Below are 18732 nucleotides of genomic sequence, written 5' to 3' on the forward strand. Positions count from 1 at the left end.
GATACCTATTATCGTATGATGGCTATTATCCAAAGTCAACGCCTGAACCGGAAAAGTAAAAATGATGCAAAGAATTGTCGATGTTTGTTCTTGTTCTGTAATATGGTTGTCACAAAAACATCGGTTTACAGTAGCCGCGACTATTCTATATAATTTATGTAACCATGTTTCATAGTGTGAAACGAATATGGATACAAGAGGAGCGGTTCACGATGGAAGACCGTAAATTAACCGTCCGCGCTGTAGAGCGTGCACTTGATATACTGCTGTGTTTTACCGCAGAATCTGATCTTGGTCTAACGGAGATTGCCTCCCAAATTGGTCTACATAAAAGCACTGTTCATCGTCTTTTGACTACGCTGGAGGATCGGGGATTTGTCGTTCGGAATGCCGAAACGGAAAAATATAGGCTTGGTTTTCGCATATGGGAGCTGTCCACGCATCTGTCCCAAAGCGATGAGCCGGCGGTGTTGTTACAGCCTGCAATGGAAGGACTGCGTGATCGCTTAGGGGAAACGGTCAGCTTGTACCTGCGGGATGGAAGCATGCGTATTCGCATACAAGCCGTGCAGAGCAATCAGGCGATCCGCAGGGTTGCGCCTGTAGGTGCGCGTATGCCGCTGGCTGTGGGAGCCTCCAGCAAGGTGCTGGCGGCCTTTATGCCACCACAGGAGCTGGAGGTATTGCTAAGCAGTGAAGAATGGCCACCTTCGGTAGACCCGGAGGTTTATAAAGCCCAGCTGCAGGACATTCGTGAGAAAGGCTATGCGACCAGCTATGAAGAACGTGAGCCAGGAGCTGCGGCTGTGGCCGCGCCTATTGTGAACCGAAAGGGACAGGTCACGGCGGCTTTATCTGTATCCGGCCCGGTCAGTCGACTTGCGCCCGAGACGCTGCATGAGTTTGCACCGATTTTGATCGAAGCAGCCAAGGAAATGGGGCTTATGCTTCCGTGACAGTAATCAATACAAAAGGAAAGCATACAAGGGTTGCCAAAGCTATAAATTTAAAGTAGTCTGATAGAGATGGCGGTATGTCTGTTATAGCCACCAATTCATGTGAATAGAAAGTATCACAGTTACTGGGGGAGCCTGTAATGCGGGCTGAGATGGAATCAGGCAAGATTCCGGACCCTTTGCACCTGATCTGGATCATACCAGCGTAGGGAAGTAATCGGCCATTGAAATGTATACGCAGCTGCTGTCTACGGCCGCGCATTGGAATATGATTATTCCACGTGCGATCGGTTTGGATAGCTGTCTCGTTTGATTAGCCGGTTCCCTAGGGAACCGGCTTTTTTGCATAGATCAGCGCCACCCTGGGAATGGTTCCGGATCGGTGTGTCATTTCAACGATACGGGAGGAATGGATCATGAAACCGACAGAAACAAAAGGAACAAAAGAAACAGGAATGAAATCAGCAGATGCAGGATTGGCGGGAATAATAGAAGTAGAGGGAGAGAAGGCCAAAGCGGAGCAAGCCAGTGGGCTACAGCCCTTTCCGGGGAGCCGTAAGGTGTATATTCAAGGTTCTCGGCCAGACATTGCCGTGCCAGAGCGTGAAATCGCGCTGCAACCCACACATACGCCGCAGGGAACCGAGTATCATGAGCCACTGCGTGTATACGATACCAGCGGTCCGATGACGGACGAAGCCTACCAGGTCGATATCCGTCAGGGATTGCCACCATTACGGCGAGCTTGGGCACTGGAACGGGGGGATGTGGAGGCTTATGAGGGCCGCGCCGTCAAGCCGGAGGATAATGGACTGAAACCCGGCTCCAAACGGGAGACAGTGGAATTTCCCGGCGTGACCAACCGTCCGCTACGGGCTTCGCAAGGGCGTACTGTGACGCAAATGCACTATGCGCGGCAAGGGATCATTACGCCTGAAATGGAATTTGCGGCGATCCGCGAAGTTGTAGAGCCCGAGTTTGTACGACAGGAGCTGGCGGCTGGACGAGCTATTTTACCTTCAAATATCAATCACCCGGAAAGCGAGCCCATGGTCATTGGACGCCATTTTCACGTAAAGATCAATGCGAACATTGGGAATTCCGCAGTTACGTCCTCCATCGAGGAAGAAGTGGAGAAGATGACCTGGGCTGTGCGCTGGGGCTCAGACACCGTCATGGACCTGTCTACAGGCCGGAATATTCATACAACGCGCGAATGGATCATCAGGAATTCTCCCGTACCGATTGGAACGGTGCCGCTATATCAGGCACTGGAAAAGGTGAACGGCGAAGCTGAGAAGCTGACGTGGGAGCTGTATCGAGACACGCTGATTGAGCAGGCGGAGCAGGGAGTGGACTATTTTACGATCCATGCGGGTGTATTGCTGCGATATATACCGATGACGGCGAATAGAATGACGGGAATTGTATCCCGGGGCGGGTCGATCATGGCAGCCTGGTGCCTTGCACACCATCAGGAGAATTTTTTGTATACGCATTTTGAAGAAATCTGTGAAATTATGAAAGCCTACGATGTGGCCTTTTCTCTCGGGGATGGTCTGCGTCCAGGGAGTATCTATGATGCGAATGATGAAGCACAATTTGCAGAGCTAGAGACGTTGGGCGAGCTCACGCAAATTGCATGGAAGCATGATGTCCAGGTCATGATTGAAGGGCCAGGACATGTCCCTATGCACAAAATCAAGGAGAATGTGGATTTACAAATGGAGATTTGTAAGGAAGCCCCCTTTTATACTTTAGGGCCGCTGACGACGGATATCGCACCAGGATATGATCATATTACCTCAGCTATCGGGGCAGCCATGATCGGTTGGTTCGGGACGTCCATGCTGTGCTACGTTACGCCGAAGGAGCACTTGGGTCTGCCGAACAAAGATGATGTCCGCGAAGGAGTTATTACCTACAAAATTGCCGCACATGCTGCCGATCTGGCGAAGGGTCATCCGCGGGCACAGCAGCGGGACGATGCTTTGTCCAAGGCGCGTTTTGAATTCCGCTGGCGCGATCAGTTCAATCTCTCGCTTGACCCTGAGCGGGCATTGTCCTACCATGATGAAACGCTACCAGCAGAGGGGGCCAAGGAAGCCCACTTTTGCTCGATGTGCGGTCCCAAGTTTTGCAGTATGCGTATCACGCAGGACATTCGTGCCTATGCGGCCGAAAAGGGACTGAATACTGAGGAAGCCGTTGCCGCCGGGATGCGAGAGAAGGCAGAGCAGTATCGGGAAGCTGGGCAGTAAAAATCGGTAGCGATACAAAAGTCAATCAACTGGGAAGCCTCAACGAAAAGTACAGTTAAGCTCGTCAGAGGTTTATTTCCATAAACGTATGAGCAAGGTTTAGAAACGCGTGAGTAAAAAAAGGCCGTGGTTCTCTACAGTCGATGTAGAAAACTACGGCTTTTCAGCTTATGTAAAGCGGGATCATGCTACCGGATTAACGGAGCTTTATTTTTTACCCATTTTTTCATTCAAAATGTCCTGAAAGCTGAGCTTCTTCTCCGAGCTGTCTTCTTTCTTCTGCATACTCACCGCGTTGGCACGTTGGTATTGGTGGTGAAAAGGCATCAGGGTGTGGACAGTTAAGTTCATTGTATTCATGTGGTCATTCCTCCAATTCCATTTTGTCAAATTCAGATTGAGTTGCTTAGGACGTCTGTATAGGACTATGTATATGTACTTGATGTCGTAATGCCGTGTAGGTTGCTTGGTAATGTTTCAATCATTATACCCGCATTTATCCAAAGTAAAACGCTTTTGACATAAAACAGGAAGATGGTCGTATGTGTCCAAAATGTGTATTAGGAGGATGGTCATTTTAGGGGAAAATGTGCCTAGGGTCTAAACAAGGGCTAGAGGCCCGTTTTCTCAGTTTAGTAGTCGGGATTGTGTTTTTTTGTCGAATAACCTTGTATTAGCGGAATTTTGCGGAATTCTAAGGTTGGACTAAGGCAGTCTGGTGGCGAATTAAAGTGTCAAAGTTGTATTGACTTTATGTTGGGTAGTAGATACCATGAACTGGTTGTCAGCGTATTTTGGCAAGAAGAGTCAGCCAATCCATCTGGCAATTCATCCGTTGAAATGTTAGAGAGAGGATTAGAGCATATATGAAAAAAAGTATTGCAGATATCGTATTTATTATTCTGGGTGCGTTTTTTTTCGCGCTGGCTGTTAATCTGTATGTGATCCCGAATGAATTTGGCGAGGGGGGCGTTACAGGGGTCACGATCATCTTGTACTACCTGTTTCAGTGGTCTCCCTCGATCGTCAATCTGGTCATTAATGGCTTGCTGCTGATTGTCGGATATAAATTTTTGGACAAGAGAACGACTCTGTATACTATAATTGCGGTCGCTTTTAACTCGCTGTTTTTACATTTAACAGTCAACTGGCGGATTGATTCGCATGAGCCGACGATTAATGCCGTATTTGCCGGAGTTTTGGTAGGGGTCGGCATTGGCTTAATTGTACGGGTCGGTGGTACAACGGCAGGAACGGTCATTTTAGCCCGGATTGCTAACAAGTATCTGGATTGGAATATCAGCTATGCCTTGTTGTTTTTTGATCTGATTGTCGCCTTCTCTTCCTACTTTATTATTGGCCCGGAAAAATTAATGCTAACTATCGTTATTTTGTACGTCGGTACGAAAGTTATGGATTTCATGATTGAAGGATTGAATCCGAAAAAAGCGGTCATGATCATTTCGGAGCATCAAGACAAAATTGCTGAGATGGTCATTACGCAGATGGACCGTGGAGTTACCGTCCTGTCAGGCCACGGATATTACACCAAAAATCCAAAAGAGGTCCTATATATCGTCATTAGCAAACAAGAGGTGTCGGCGCTTAAAAAGATTGTAAAAGCTATCGATACAGCAGCATTTATCACCATTCATGACGTACGGGACGTATTTGGAGAGGGCTTTTTGGATATTTCGAAGTAGTTTAGCAATGCGAAGGCAAGGATATAAGAGAATACAGTGGCAAGCCGGTCCTGAGAGGATCGGCTTTTTTGCATTTAGCAGTGAGAATGTCTTTTGCTAATCGCATAATTTCTCTTTTACTTAGCCGTGGATATAAAAATATAAATTGCTGATATGTGTATAATATGAATTGAATCAGCTCTAAAAGGAGAACTTCCATGCGAAATAGATTAAATATTTTTAATGTGTTGTCCTTTCTTGTGTCCGCTTTGCCTTTCGTCATCTACCTTTTCATGTATCCGACAATGCCCAGAAAGGTAGCAATCCACTACGGTTTTAATGGGGTGGCTGACCGTTTTGTTGACAAATCCTCTCCTGAGGTATGGTTGTTATGTGGACTTAGCCTCATATCATTTATGATTATGCTTTTGCTTCAGCCTATTCTCAGACGTCGATTCAAGAGCCAAGAAGGCTCTGAAATGTTGAAAAGCCTGCCTGGTCTCATTACAGTTCTTATATCTGTTGTATTCTCGACCATAGGCATGTGTTTTCTTCTGAATGCTTCGGGCATGTAAAAAATCCCCTCTCCATTGCAGTTTACACCGCATTTGAGAGGGGATTTTCATTATTCACTCGATCATTACGCTTGAATCATTTGACGCAGTACGGTTTGCAAGATACCACCGTTGTGGTAGTAGTCGATGTCAACGGTGCTGTCCAGACGAGCAGTGACCGGGAATTCGAACTTGGTGCCATCCTCGCGTTTGGCTACAACCGTAAGTTCTTGACCTGGTTTCACGTCATTGTCAATGCCGAGGATGTCGAAGGTTTCGCGACCGTTCAGGCCCAAGCTGGACCAGCCATAGCCTTCCTGGAATTGCAGCGGCAGTACACCCATACCGACCAGGTTACTGCGGTGAATCCGCTCGAAGCTTTCTGCAATGACGGCTTTAACACCTAACAACAGCGTACCTTTGGCTGCCCAGTCACGTGAGCTGCCTGTGCCGTATTCCTTGCCGGCGATGACGATCAGGTTCTGATCGGCTGCCTGATATTTCATGGACGCATCATAGATGGACATTTCCCCATCTGTAGGCAAGTACTTGGTCACACCGCCTTCGGTGCCTGGAGCTACATTGTTGCGGATACGGATGTTGGCGAATGTACCGCGCATCATGACTTCATGGTTACCGCGACGGGAGCCATAGGAGTTGAAGTCCTTGCGCTCTACACCATGCTCCTTCAAGTACAGTCCTGCCGGGCTGGAAGGGGCGATGTTGCCTGCTGGTGAGATGTGGTCAGTCGTGACCGAATCATTCAGCAAGGCAAGTACACGGGCATTACGGATTTCCTTGATATCCTGCACACCATCCTGAAGTCCTTCAAAGAACGGCGGATTTTGAATATAAGTTGAGTTTTCATCCCATTCATACAGTTCGCCTTCAGGAACCGGAATGGAATTCCATTTTTCGTTGGCCGTAAATACATTTTCGTATTTGCGACGGAACATATCCGGGCTCAGAGACAGGCTGATCGCTTCCTTGATTTCTTCGGAAGTAGGCCAGATATCTTTTAGGTAGACAGGCTGATTGTCCTGATCGTAACCGAGTGGTTCGTTCACCAAATCAATATTTACCGTGCCGGCGAGAGCATAAGCGACTACCAGTGGCGGTGAGCCGAGATAGTTGGCTTTGACTTGCGCATGCACACGTCCTTCAAAGTTCCGGTTACCGGAAATAACTGCGCCAACGGTCAGATCATTGTCTGTAATAGCCTGACTCACTTCGTCAGGAAGGGGTCCAGAGTTACCGATACAGGTCGCGCAACCATAGCCTGCCACATGGAAGCCGAGGGCTTCGAGCGGTTCGATCAGCCCGGCTTTTTGCAGGTACTCCGTCACGACAAGGGAGCCTGGTGTCAAGCTTGTTTTAACATAGCCTGGCTTTTTGAGCCCGCGCTGTACTGCCTTTTTGGCGAGCAAGCCCGCGCCTAGCATAACGCTCGGGTTGGAGGTGTTCGTGCAGCTTGTAATCGCTGCAATCACGACTGAGCCAGTACCCAGCTCGCTGGTGGAGCCGTCCGGATGGGTCAGTGGAACCTTCTGTGCGATCTTTTCATCGCTCAGTCCATAGCCGCCTTTGTCTACCGGGGTACGGATAATGCCTTCGAAAGTTTCTTTCATGCGGCTTAGCTCAACACGGTCCTGCGGACGTTTGGGTCCTGCGAGACTCGGTACAACCGAAGCCAGGTCTAGCTCAAGCGTATCGCTGAACACAGGGTCTGGGGTATCGGATGTGCGGAACATGCCTTGAGCTTTGTAATATTCCTCTACGAGGCTGACTTGCTCATCGGAACGTCCAGTGCTGCGCAGGTAAGCTAGCGTTTCGGCATCAACCGGGAAAAAGCCGATCGTTGCGCCGTATTCCGGTGCCATGTTGGCCACGGTCGCACGGTCAGCCAAGCTAATGTTGGCCAGACCTGGGCCGTAAAATTCTACGAATTTGCCGACCACTCCTTTTTTACGCAGCATTTGCGTGACTGTCAGCGCCAGGTCGGTAGCGGTAGCTCCTTCCGACAGGCTACCTGTCAGCTTGAAGCCGATCACATCGGGAGTGACAAAATACAGCGGCTGCCCCAGCATACCCGCCTCTGCCTCGATCCCGCCGACGCCCCAGCCTACGACACCGAGTCCGTTAATCATCGTCGTATGGGAGTCCGTTCCCACAAGGGAATCCGGGAAGACAACCGTTTCGCCGTCGATGGTTTTGGTGGCAGCCACGGAAGCGAGATACTCTAGATTAACCTGATGAACGATACCGGTGGACGGCGGCACCGCACGGAAGTTATTGAATGCCGTTTGCGCCCAGCGCAAAAAACGATACCGTTCTTCGTTACGTTCAAACTCTACATTAATATTGTAGTCCAGCGCGTCACTGGTACCGAAGGCATCAACCATGACCGAGTGGTCGATTACGAGATCGACGGGAACGAGCGGGTTGATTTGTTTCGGATCGCCGCCCGCTTTTTTCACCGTATCACGCATAGCTGCCAAATCGACAACCACCGGGACGCCAGTAAAATCCTGAAGCACGATACGTGCAGGAATGAACGGAATTTCCTTGTTGGTGTCACGATCCTCAGCCCAGCCTGTCAGCTGCTGCACGTGTTCTTCTGTAATGGCGCGTCCGTCAAACTGGCGAACCGCTGCTTCCAGCAACACTTTAATGGAGAAAGGCAGCTTGGCAACACCGCTTTTTCCTTGTTCCTCCAGTGCCTTAAGACTGTAGTAGCGATAAGGCTTCCCGTTAACTTCCAAACTACGGGCAATGGAGAATTGATCTTTTCCTGACATAAGTATTACCTCCTTGAAGTGGATGCTTGCGGGAAAATAGGGATGTCTTTTTTCGACGTCATGCACATTTGGTTTTAATTGGTTGCGTTCTCAATTTCATCTTCAGTGGTACATTGTAAGTTAAGAGGTTGAGATGAATGTAATTCGTTTCATTAGATGAAACATGATTTCAAAATGATTGCTTTTGGTTTAAGTATACCGTTTTCAGACGGTTCCGTAAAGTTTTTTTGACCTAAATTATGCGTGTTCAGACTGGAAAATAAAACGTTCGGTTCCCCTGCGTTTCGATGTTCATACCAAGCTTTAGAGATTCATACTTATAGATAGAGAGCATATCCGACCAGAGAGGAAAGAAGGAAGTTATATATCAGCGTGGTTATCCCCGAATAAGGATAGCGAGACGAAAAATGGAGGGATAGGGATGGGGGAGCGGGAATGGAAACAGGCCCTTTTTGCTTATGTGAATCAGTACAATCGCAGTGAGGTAAATGGTGTACCACAGCCGGATGAGTACCTGGAGGTGGGCCAGCGAATGGAGCGGGCGGCACGTGCGGCCAGATTGGAGCAGTGGTACAACGAACGGGACGCTGTTCCCCTGCGCAGCGAGACACGCGCCAAGCCGCTACGAATAGTGCAGGATACCCCGGATGAGGCAGTGGTCGATGTACAACTGCATGTGAGGCTCTTTTATGAGAAGGGCGGGATGACGCACCGGGAGGATCGGATTGAACGGGAGCGTCTAACGTTTACACGCGAGGGCGAAGCCTGGCAGGTGACGAGGATCGAGCGCGATCCGGCAGAAAGAAAGCCGGCGGGAGGAGAGGTTCCTTTTGAACAAGCGTCGTTTAATCAGGGAGGAAGTCTGCCGCTATTGAATCGTGGTGTGCTGGGCTTCGGCTCATCAGCACGCCCCAGTCGATATCGTCGTGAAGAAGCAGCGGCCTATGCAGATCAGTGGTGGGATAGCTTTAACCCGGAGTTTGAGGCGTTTGACGTGGATTGCACCAATTATATCTCGCAGTGCCTCTTTGCAGGTGGTGCACCGATCCACTATACTGGTAAAAGAGAATCGGGCTGGTGGTATAAAGGACGGGTCGCTGGACGTGAGCTGTGGAGCTATAGCTGGGCGGTTTCCAACAGTCTGGAGCGGTATTTGGGCTCCAGCTCCTGGGGGTTGACCGCAGAGCAGGTGAGTCGACCGGAGCAGCTCATGCTGGGGGACGTCATTTTTTATGATTGGGATGGTGACGGAACTTTCCAGCACAGCACGGTGGTAACGGCCTTTGATGCTGGCGGCATGCCGCTAGTCAATGCACATACGGTAAGCTCTAGACATCGTTATTGGGACTATAAAAATTCGTATGCGTGGACGGACAATACGGTATATCGCTTTTATCACATCGCCGACTATTTTTAAATGAGATGATGGATAACAGGTACAGTGAAGCAAATCAGGCACAATGACGAAAGCAGGAAAGCGGAGGATAGGCATGGCAAATCAAAAATTGACCGTAGGGCTGGTGTACGGTGGTAAATCGGGCGAACATGAGGTATCGCTGCAAACGGCGTATGCGGTAATGAACGCTTTTAACTATGAGAAATACGAGATTATTCCTTTTTATATTACGAAGGCTGGCGATTGGCGTAGAGGGACGCTGTTAAGTGCGCCTCTGACTACTGTAGACCAATTGAAGCTGGAGCACGCTGAGGGCGGCACCAAGGCGGCATTAGATACGTTGTTCGGCAAGTTGTATGGAGAGCAGACGCTGGATGTACTGTTTCCGCTGCTGCACGGCACCTTTGGCGAGGACGGAACGATTCAGGGTCTGTTCGAAATGGCTGATATGCCCTATGTCGGGGCAGGCGTGCTGGCTTCGGCAGCAGGTATGGATAAAGGCGTCATGAAGAAGCTGTTTGAGCATGCAGGATTGCCGCAAGTGAAATACTGCTATTTTAATAGTACACAGTGGGCACAAACCGGTCATGACTTGGTGCGTAACATAGAGACTGAGTTGGGTTATCCTTGCTTTGTCAAACCAGCCAATCTGGGCTCAAGCGTAGGTATTTCCAAAGCCAGTAACCGGGAAGAACTGGAAAAGGCTGTAGATCTGGCTCTGCAATTTGACCTGAAGGTGATTGTAGAGGAGTACGTCGATGCCCGTGAGATTGAGGTCAGCGTACTTGGGAATGATGAGCCGATTGCCTCGGTACCAGGTGAAATTGTATCGTCGAGTGATTACTACGACTATGCTGCCAAATATACCGATGGTCAATCGGAAATGCTCATTCCGGCACCACTGGACGAGGAAGTGGCAGATCGTATCCGTGAAGCCGCATTGCAAGCTTTCCGTGCTCTGGAAGGTTGCGGGATTTCCCGTGCCGATTTCTTCGTCAGACGCTCAGATGGACATATCCTTATTAATGAAGTGAATACAATGCCTGGCTTTACACCGTTCAGCATGTATCCATTATTGTGGAGAGAAACCGGCGTATCCTATGTAAGTCTGCTGGATCGCATGATTGCTCTTGCACTGGAGCGTTATGAACGCAGGTCGGCACTGCACTATGAGAACTCATAAACGAAAAACGAAGGGGAGCTGATCACTCTCCTTTTTGTTCATATATATTGATAGACTTGAGCATTTTACCAAACCCTTAAATATGAAAGGTGGCGGCTAGACATGGGCTTTCAAACTGAATTTAACTCGGTGTGCAAATTCAAGAGCGAACAAGAACTTTATGAACTGCTGGAATATGGACGTGGCAAAATGGTTAAATCCGGCCTGCGTGTTTTTCCGACAGGACAGAAGGTCATCGCTTACAGCGTGGATAACGTGGCAGTAGCCATCGTTCAGATTGTGGGCTGTATCGCTGAAATCAATTTCCAAGGTGACGAAGTGACCGAGGTAGAAATGACTCTTATTCGTAAGCTGAACGAAGAGGAGTCAAGAATTCAGACCGCGTTGGCAGATGAAATGTTTTTTGGAGCACAGCAGCAATCCTAGCTGTTTGTTTCTTTCAGTTTTGTGCAAATCACCGAATCAGCAGATGCTTTTCCGGGTATGATCAGTAGAAAAGGGGTTTAGGTCACAGAATGAAAGCGGCCTTGCCATCTACTGCGAACTGCTGAAAGGAAGGACATCTATGATCGTAAGGTTCGGTTATGTTGCCATGTCAGTCACCGTGCAAAATGCATCCCCTTCTAAAACCATGACTATGGCCAGCTTTAACAAGATCGGAGACCGAGAAGCCGCGATCCGCAAGCTAGAACGAATTGCAGCCGAAAATCTCCACAATACATTGAGGCTGCTGCGTCATAATCGTGCGAGTGATATTCAGGTCTATCGTTTCTCATCCAAGCTGATTCCGCTCGCGACCCATCAGGATCTGCGGGACTGGGACCCATTTCAGGCGCTTGCCGCTGATTTTGCAGAGGTGGGGGACTATGTCAAAGCGAATAAGATGAGGGTATCGTTTCATCCCGATCATTTTACAGTGCTGAGCACTCCCCGTCCTGAAGTGTTGCAAAGCTCTATTCATGATCTGAAGTACCACGTGGCGATGCTAGAGGCTATGGGACTTAGTGCCGAAGCCAAGAACAACATTCATATTGGTGGTGCATACGGAGATAAGGTGACCTCAGGTCAGCGTTTTGTAGAGCAGGTTAGTGCGCTGGATCTTTCATTAAGAGAACGGTTAACATTGGAAAATGATGATAAAACGTTCAATGCGGTGGAAACACTGGAAGCTTGCAAAATAACAGGCTTGCCGATGGTTCTTGATATTCATCATCAATGGGTCAATAACGAGGGAGAGAAGCCGTGGGAGCTTTGGCCGGATATATTGGATACCTGGAAAGGGGAATTGGCCCAAGCCGGATCTTCTGCGGATCATCCATTGCCGCCCAAAATTCATGCGTCCAGTCCCAAAAGTGAAAAAGACCCTCGTGGTCATGCAGACGGTGTTCTGGTGGAGCCATTGCTGACCTTTCTGCGTAATATTGCTGGATATACGGATCGGATTGATGTCATGCTTGAAGCCAAACTTAAGGATGAAGCGTTGTTCGGATTAATGAATGAACTGCGTCTTCAGGAAGATAACGGGGTCAAAGTGTTGGATGGGGCTTCCATAGAAATTACGCCTTAGAAAGCAGTATTTCGCGGATAAAGCTTCCATATGGAGAAACTTTATGAAGCTTATTGTGTATACTAGAATGTGTAAACTAGCAAACTTGTACTGAAACAGAGATGGTTAAGAGAATGTCTGTTGGGCAGGCTCGTAAACCACGTAACAATGATATAGAAAGTAGAGTGAACACGTTGAACGAACATGAAAACGAAAAGGTTCCCTATATCGTATCAGGAAAAAGCTATACGGCCGTGGCTATTAATGCGGCATCCAAAGCCGGGGAATGGATTAAAAGCAGGCTGGGCACAGTTGAACAATTGAATACCAAGCAGTCGCCGACCGATCTAGTGACAGAGGTAGATAAAGGTGCAGAACAGATGATTCGTAGACTCATTCTCACCCATTTTCCCGATCATGCCATCTTGGGTGAAGAAGGGGTAGAGCCGGGAGCCGAAGCTTCAGCCCGAGCATTAGAAGCTGCCCGTGAAGAGGAATATTTATGGATTATTGATCCGGTAGACGGCACTACCAATTTCGTGCACAGTCTGCCGTACTACAGTGTGTCTATTGCCTTGGCTCATCGTGGTGAAGTGATTGTCGGGGTAATTTATGATCCGTCCCGTGATGAAATGTTTGTAGCGGAAAAAGGAAAAGGCGCATATGTCCACGGCAATCGCATGCAAGCATCGAGAGAAGAGACGCTGGGAGATAGCCTGGTGTGCATCGGTTTCCCGCCGGATCGTACGTATGCACAACCGTTGAATATGAAAATTACGCAGGTTCTTACACCTCAGGTACGCGGCATTCGGGCGCTCGGCTCGGCAGCGTTGCATCTGGCTTATGTGGCGTCGGGACGTTTGTCTGCTTATTGCGAAATCGGTTTGAATGCCTGGGATGTGGCAGCGGGCGCTTTGCTGGTACAGGAATCAGGAGGTACCATTACGGACACATTGGGCCAACCTTATGACCTGAGTGTACGGCATATTGTAGCTACGAATACAGCTATTCATTCTCAACTTATTCAAGTGCTGAAAGAAGCAGACGCAACCGGGTTATAATACTACGTACACCATCATTCTGAAGGAGGAAATCGCGATGAGCCAGTCCGAAGAATTGGAACGCCAGCTCAGTGAACTGCTGACGGAAGGCGAAATTCGTGAGAATGAGGCCAAAAAACGGGAACGACTCAGTCCCAAATATGAGGTGCGGGTTCAGACTCAAATGGACCCTATTGTCGAGGAGACGCGTAAATACCGGAGTATGGCACGTGAGCTTGATGATCGATATGACGAATATATGAGCAAGGCGGACAAATCGAAAGCAACCGATTAACGCTAAGCAAACCCAAATACCTCTTGCCGAATGACCAAGGCATGGGGTATTTTGTATAATATATAGAGTTTTCTCCATTTTGAGCTGGACGGGCAGGACGTGCGAAGGAGGCGACGTGTACTGATCACCTATTTTAAGAGCGCTTACAAAAATGCTGGAATCCATCATAAGATGGTACTGCTGATTACGGTGCTCATGCTGGTTAATTTTGCGGTTGTTGCAGTCATACTTAAATACGTATTTCATATTTATGATAATCAAATGTATAAAAAGACATCTGAAGTACTCAATATTTCTTCGATTGGCATTGAAAATGAACTGAAGGATGTTGAAAAAGTTACGTTTAAGGTAATAACGGACGAGCAGCTTCAGCGTTATTTGCTCCAATTGGAAAAGGAAACATCACCTTATGTCAAAACGGTACTGCGCAAAAAAATAACGAATAGGCTTATTGCCTTCGCCGGCTCTGAAACCTATGTCTATTCTATGATGGTAATCGACAAAGAGGGACAGGTCATGAGTGCGGGCAACCGCGAAGGTATCCCCCAAGAGCTTCGATCCACTCTGTCGGAGTTGGCAGACGAATATGACGGCTCCCATGCATGGTATGCGGCAGGTCATTCCTCCTTGCTGGCAGCGCGGCAATTCAAATCCTTTACCGATTCCAATTTTACGCTGAACGGGCTCGGCACGCTTGCGATTCGTGTACGAATTGACCGGATTGTAGCGGATCGTGTGCAGACCTCCGGCCGTGACGGACAGTTGATGATTACAGACGGAAGACGGATGATTTATCCCGAAACACCGCTTTTGAGTGAGAGCGATATTCAGGCAGAGCTTGGGCGGAAGCAGCCTTACGGGATCGCGACCTATACAGGCGGAACCTTTTTTGCTGCTCAGATCAAATCCTCATATACGGGCTGGACGTATTTACATATGACTCCCTTTGATGATATGTTCCGCAGTATTACGATAATCAAAGAAATTGTAAGCGCTATTTTTGTAATTATGCTGCTTATTGCATTGGCGCTGGGCGCGAGGCTGTCGGGCAGCATTACTCAACCGATTGTTCAGTTGATCCAGAACATGCGTAAAATAGAAAAAGGCGACCTCGACCGTCTGGAAGAGGAAGCGCTTGGGGCGGTACCCCTTTCCACACAGGATGAGGTTGGTCTCTTGCATCGGACGTATAAGAAGATGATCCTCCGTATCCGCGAGCTTATTAATGAGAATGTTGCCAAGCAGCTATTGCTGCGGGAAACAGAGCTAAAGGCGCTTCAGGCACAGATAAATCCACATTTTCTATACAATACGTTAGGATCTGTGAACTGGCTCGCCAAGGCCAACAAGCAGGACCGGATTTCAGAAATGGTGGAAGCCCTTGCTTTTCTACTACGCAGCACGGTCAGTTTTGAAGAGCAGTTGATTCCGCTTCAAAAAGAGCTGGATATCGTAAGGAGCTACGTAACGATCCAAAAAACACGTTTTGATGAGCGCCTCGATTTCCACCTCGATGTCCCGGAAGAGCTGATGGATGCACAAATTCCGAAGCTAACGCTTCAGCCCTTGGTGGAGAATGCGATCCATTATGCGCTGGAGCCGCGTATTGAACCGTGTCGGATCACGATTGTGGCCAGAGAAAGCGAGGGAGCGCTGTTCCTGCGGGTTAAAGATGACGGACCTGGAATGAGCCCGGATTTCTTGGAAAAGCTACGCAGCGGTCAGATCACAACCCGTGGGCGGGGCATTGGACTTGCAAATATTCAGGAACGGATTAACCTGACATTTGGTACACCTTGGGGGATAGAACTGCACAGCGAGTCAGGAACAGGTACGTCAATTCATGTCTGTATTCCATATGTGAAAGGGGATCAGGGTCGTGTACAAGGTGCTACTGGTTGATGATGAGCGTATGATTTTGGAAGGTATATCACAGGTGGTCGATTGGGGCAAGGCCGGAACACAACTGGTAGGTACGGCGCGTAATGGGATTGAGGCATATGATCAGATCCAGGCGAGCCCGCCTGATTTTGTGATCAGCGATATTTCCATGCCAGGACTGGACGGTATCGGACTCGTTGCTAAAACGACGGAGCATTTTCCAGACGTTCGTTTTATTCTGCTGTCTGGCTACAAAGATTTTGACTATGCCTGTCGGGCCATGCAATACGGGGTAAAGCACTACTTGTTGAAGCCCTGCAATGAGCGGCAAATTCATGAGGCTCTGACTGAGCTGGGACAGGAGCGAGAGGAACAGGAAGAACGCAAGCAGTTTGTGAACCGGATGAAGCTTGATTTTCAGCGTATGCTGCCGCATGTGAAAGAGCATTTTTTGAAGGAGTTTATTTCCTATAAAACTTACGGCAGCCGTGATATCGCTTTTTATGAGCGTTTGTTCGGTCTGGAGTTGCAAGATAAGCAGGTTCGAATGCTGCTGCTGCGGGTAGAGGAGTCCCACGAGCCGGAGCATTTGTTTGCTTTGCAAAATATAGCAGGGGATTTAATGGATCATGTCTTGCTCAGTACGACGATGCAAGGGCAGCTGCTGATTGTGCTGGAAAGTGCGGATGACACGTCTGGGTTTATGAAACAGATTGAAGCGGTACGTACGACGTTCCACCGTTTTTATAAGCTAGAGGTGACCGTCGCAGTTAGCGAGTCGGATAGCATGCAGCATTCGCGGGGGATGTACCGGGAGACATTGCATTGTATGAATCACCGCTTTTACACCGGGGAGGGCAGCCTCATTACGAAGGAAGATTTGGCGGCTGATGACACCCGGGAGATGGCAGATTTGGAACTGGACGAAGAGAAGTTCGGTCTGCTGATCAAGGCTGGAAATAGGGAGGAAGTTGCACAGGAAGTGGATCAGCTGTTCGGCATCCTGTCCCGTATGAAGCTGGAAATTTCCGTAACCCGTTCTTATGTGCTACAGCTATATGCTGCCATGATTCGTATATGTCCTGAAGAAGAGCGTGCGGCGTTCACGAGTCGAATGGTCGTGCTGGCAGAGCAAAAAACATTGGCATGCCTCAAATCTTTTGTACAGGAAGCCGCCGAACGAATGACCGCAATTTATTATAAAAGCAATGTATATCGCCAATCTTCCACGGTGGATAAAATGATCACTATTATTGAGCAAAACTATAGAAAATCCGATCTTTCGCTGAACGGAGTGGCGGGTCAAATGCTCTATATGAATTCCGACTACTTAGGGAAAATCTTCAAAAAAGTGACGGGGGAAAACTTTTCACACTATGTTAACCGTTACCGGATCGAGCGCGCGGCTGAGCATATTCGGGAGACGGGAGACGTAAAGGTGTTTGAGCTGGCGGAATGGTTCGGCTTCGGCGGGAACGCGCAATATTTTAGCCAGGTGTTCAAAAAATGGGCAGGTATGACACCCTCCGAGTACATTAAATCACACGAACGGGGATGAGCAGCTGAGTCCCTCTGTTTTTTAAACCTTTGAAATCTGATTTGTGTATTCCAATGTTTCTCTGCTTTTGGGAAAATAACAACAGGAGCAAATGTAAACGCTATCAAACAAGCGTAAGTACATTGTTACTCGTAATAAGGCTCCTTTCTAGAACAGCGAAAAGGGGAGAGATAGGTGGGCAAAAAGGGATGGTTTCTGGTCATAGCGATGCTGCTCGTGTTGACGACGGCATGTAGTGGAGCAGACGGTGGAGGCAATTCGGGCGCAAGTGCAGACGGGAAAGTAAAGTTGCGGATCGCTTGGTGGGGATCGGATACGCGCCACGAATATACGCAGAAGGTTATCGATTTGTATAAGCAAAAAAATCCGAATGTAACGATTGATGTGGAATATGCCTCTTTTGATGACTACTGGAAGAAGCTCGCACCGCAGGCGGCAGCAAACCAACTGCCGGATATCGTGCAGATGGACATTTCGTATATTAGCCAATATGCGAAGAACGGCCAGCTGGAAGATATGGCGCCTTACTTGAATCAGAAAATCCAAGTCGCTGATGTAAACGAAAATGTACTCAAAACCGGAATCATTGCCGGAAAGCAATATGGTATTCCAACAGGTGTCAATGTGCTGGGCTTCCAGTACGATCCGGCACTGCTCAAAAAAGCGGGCATAGACAAAATTCCTGATGACTGGACATGGGACCAATACAAAGAGCTGGCTTTGAAGGCAGCCTCCAATAAAGTTTACTTTGACAGCTCCATGGCTGCGGATATTTTCTTCCACTACTATTTGCGGACACATGGAAAATCTCTCTACAATACGGAAGGAACAGGATTGGGGTATGATGACGATAAGCTGTTTGTTGATTTCTTCGGTGGTTTAGCTGAGCTGATTAAGAAGGGGGCGACACCGACTCCTGAAGTCATGAACCAAACCAAGGGAATTCTTGAGGAATCGGATATCGTAAAAGGAACAGGTATCGGCATTTGGCAGTGGTCCAATCAGTATGTGGGCTTACAACAGGTCGTTAATCGCCCAATGGCGCTTGCTCCGATGTTTGGACCGAATATGGAAAAAGGCGTGTATATGCAGCCTACCATGTACTGGGCGGTGGCTTCCCGTTCACAGGTGAAGGATGAGGCCGCAAAGTTTATTGATTTCTGGATGAACGATGTTGAAGCGAATAAATTGATTAAAGGCGAACGCGGCGTACCGATTTCTGCCAAAATCAAGGAAGCTGTAGCGCCGGAGTTGAGCGAGGCAACGAAGCAGGTGTTTGAATTTGTGGCTTCCATGGAGCCAAAAGCTTCTCCAATGAGCCCGCCGCCACCGGTTGGATCGCCGGAAGTGATTGCTACATTGACCGATTACATTGAGCAAGTCAATTTCGGACAGATGACGCCTGAAGACGCAGCGGTCAAATTCCGGGCTGATGCGAATACCATCCTTGCGAATAACAAGCAGTAATAATGCAGGGTTGAAGGACCGATTCGTTAGGTTAACCGTGCGTAGTGCAAAGCATGACTTGCGCACGGTTGATCCGACGAACCCATTGCAGAAGCAACCTCTGTAGATATCACAA

At 48.5% G+C, this 18732-nt stretch carries 15 protein-coding genes and 1 riboswitch; of the genes, 13 read left to right on the top strand and 2 right to left on the bottom strand.

The window, feature by feature from the left end; all coding sequences use genetic code 11:
• Nucleotides 1–212: 212 nt before the first annotated feature.
• A complete protein-coding gene (locus ACUC6J_RS03940; protein WP_016819332.1) occupies nucleotides 213–956 on the top strand; it encodes an IclR family transcriptional regulator in 744 nt (247 codons plus the stop codon).
• A gap of 117 nt (nucleotides 957–1073) precedes the next feature.
• Nucleotides 1074–1185, top strand: a riboswitch (TPP riboswitch).
• Nucleotides 1186–1372: 187 nt separating this feature from the next.
• Nucleotides 1373–3217, top strand: coding sequence for a phosphomethylpyrimidine synthase ThiC (gene thiC / locus ACUC6J_RS03945; protein WP_447249787.1), 1845 nt, complete (start codon nucleotides 1373–1375; stop codon nucleotides 3215–3217).
• Nucleotides 3218–3424: 207 nt separating this feature from the next.
• Here the strand turns inward: thiC and ACUC6J_RS03950 are convergent, their stop codons facing one another.
• Nucleotides 3425–3577 carry a hypothetical protein gene (locus ACUC6J_RS03950; RefSeq protein ID WP_010348453.1) on the bottom strand — a complete coding sequence of 51 codons (153 nt, stop codon included), beginning with the start codon at nucleotides 3575–3577 and terminating at the stop codon, nucleotides 3425–3427.
• Between the two features lie 506 nt (nucleotides 3578–4083).
• Here ACUC6J_RS03950 and ACUC6J_RS03955 point away from each other — a divergent pair.
• The gene (locus ACUC6J_RS03955) at nucleotides 4084–4920 is read left to right on the top strand and encodes a YitT family protein (protein ID WP_013369422.1); all 837 of its coding nucleotides are present in this window, start codon (nucleotides 4084–4086) and stop codon (nucleotides 4918–4920) included.
• A gap of 197 nt (nucleotides 4921–5117) precedes the next feature.
• The gene (locus ACUC6J_RS03960) at nucleotides 5118–5474 is read left to right on the top strand and encodes a DUF1648 domain-containing protein (RefSeq protein WP_016819330.1); all 357 of its coding nucleotides are present in this window, start codon (nucleotides 5118–5120) and stop codon (nucleotides 5472–5474) included.
• A 65-nt stretch (nucleotides 5475–5539) separates the two neighbouring features.
• On the opposite strand, the gene acnA is transcribed toward ACUC6J_RS03960, so the two are convergent.
• On the bottom strand, nucleotides 5540–8251 hold the full coding sequence (gene acnA, locus ACUC6J_RS03965) for an aconitate hydratase AcnA (RefSeq protein WP_447249788.1): 2712 nt from the start codon (nucleotides 8249–8251) through the stop codon (nucleotides 5540–5542).
• A gap of 421 nt (nucleotides 8252–8672) precedes the next feature.
• Here acnA and ACUC6J_RS03970 point away from each other — a divergent pair, with 421 nt between their 5' ends.
• The 9 genes from ACUC6J_RS03970 (at nucleotide 8673) to ACUC6J_RS04010 (ending at nucleotide 18617) form a co-directional block, all read left to right on the top strand.
• Complete coding sequence (locus ACUC6J_RS03970) at nucleotides 8673–9668, top strand: amidase domain-containing protein (RefSeq protein WP_016819328.1); 996 nt, start codon at nucleotides 8673–8675, stop codon at nucleotides 9666–9668.
• 73 nt (nucleotides 9669–9741) lie between these two features.
• Nucleotides 9742–10830: a D-alanine--D-alanine ligase gene (locus ACUC6J_RS03975; protein WP_019686144.1), complete on the top strand. Its 1089-nt coding sequence runs from the start codon at nucleotides 9742–9744 to the stop codon at nucleotides 10828–10830.
• Nucleotides 10831–10932: 102 nt separating this feature from the next.
• Nucleotides 10933–11256: a hypothetical protein gene (locus tag ACUC6J_RS03980; protein ID WP_016819326.1), complete on the top strand. Its 324-nt coding sequence runs from the start codon at nucleotides 10933–10935 to the stop codon at nucleotides 11254–11256.
• Between the two features lie 139 nt (nucleotides 11257–11395).
• Nucleotides 11396–12397, top strand: a complete 1002-nt coding sequence (gene uvsE, locus ACUC6J_RS03985; protein ID WP_025364023.1) for a UV DNA damage repair endonuclease UvsE — start codon at nucleotides 11396–11398, stop codon at nucleotides 12395–12397.
• 173 nt (nucleotides 12398–12570) lie between these two features.
• Nucleotides 12571–13437: an inositol monophosphatase family protein gene (locus ACUC6J_RS03990; RefSeq protein WP_029514326.1), complete on the top strand. Its 867-nt coding sequence runs from the start codon at nucleotides 12571–12573 to the stop codon at nucleotides 13435–13437.
• Between the two features lie 37 nt (nucleotides 13438–13474).
• On the top strand, nucleotides 13475–13711 hold the full coding sequence (locus ACUC6J_RS03995) for a hypothetical protein (protein ID WP_039268816.1): 237 nt from the start codon (nucleotides 13475–13477) through the stop codon (nucleotides 13709–13711).
• A gap of 171 nt (nucleotides 13712–13882) precedes the next feature.
• A complete protein-coding gene (locus ACUC6J_RS04000) occupies nucleotides 13883–15613 on the top strand; it encodes a sensor histidine kinase (RefSeq protein WP_447250281.1) in 1731 nt (576 codons plus the stop codon).
• Entirely contained in the window at nucleotides 15591–17150 is a 1560-nt protein-coding gene (locus ACUC6J_RS04005; protein WP_447249789.1) for a response regulator transcription factor, read from the top strand. Before ACUC6J_RS04000 ends, ACUC6J_RS04005 begins: the two co-directional genes overlap by 23 nt.
• Before the next feature lie 174 nt (nucleotides 17151–17324).
• On the top strand, nucleotides 17325–18617 hold the full coding sequence (locus tag ACUC6J_RS04010) for an ABC transporter substrate-binding protein (RefSeq protein WP_019686149.1): 1293 nt from the start codon (nucleotides 17325–17327) through the stop codon (nucleotides 18615–18617).
• Nucleotides 18618–18732: the final 115 nt, after the last annotated feature.

This window comes from Paenibacillus sp. JJ1683 (assembly GCF_053006485.1).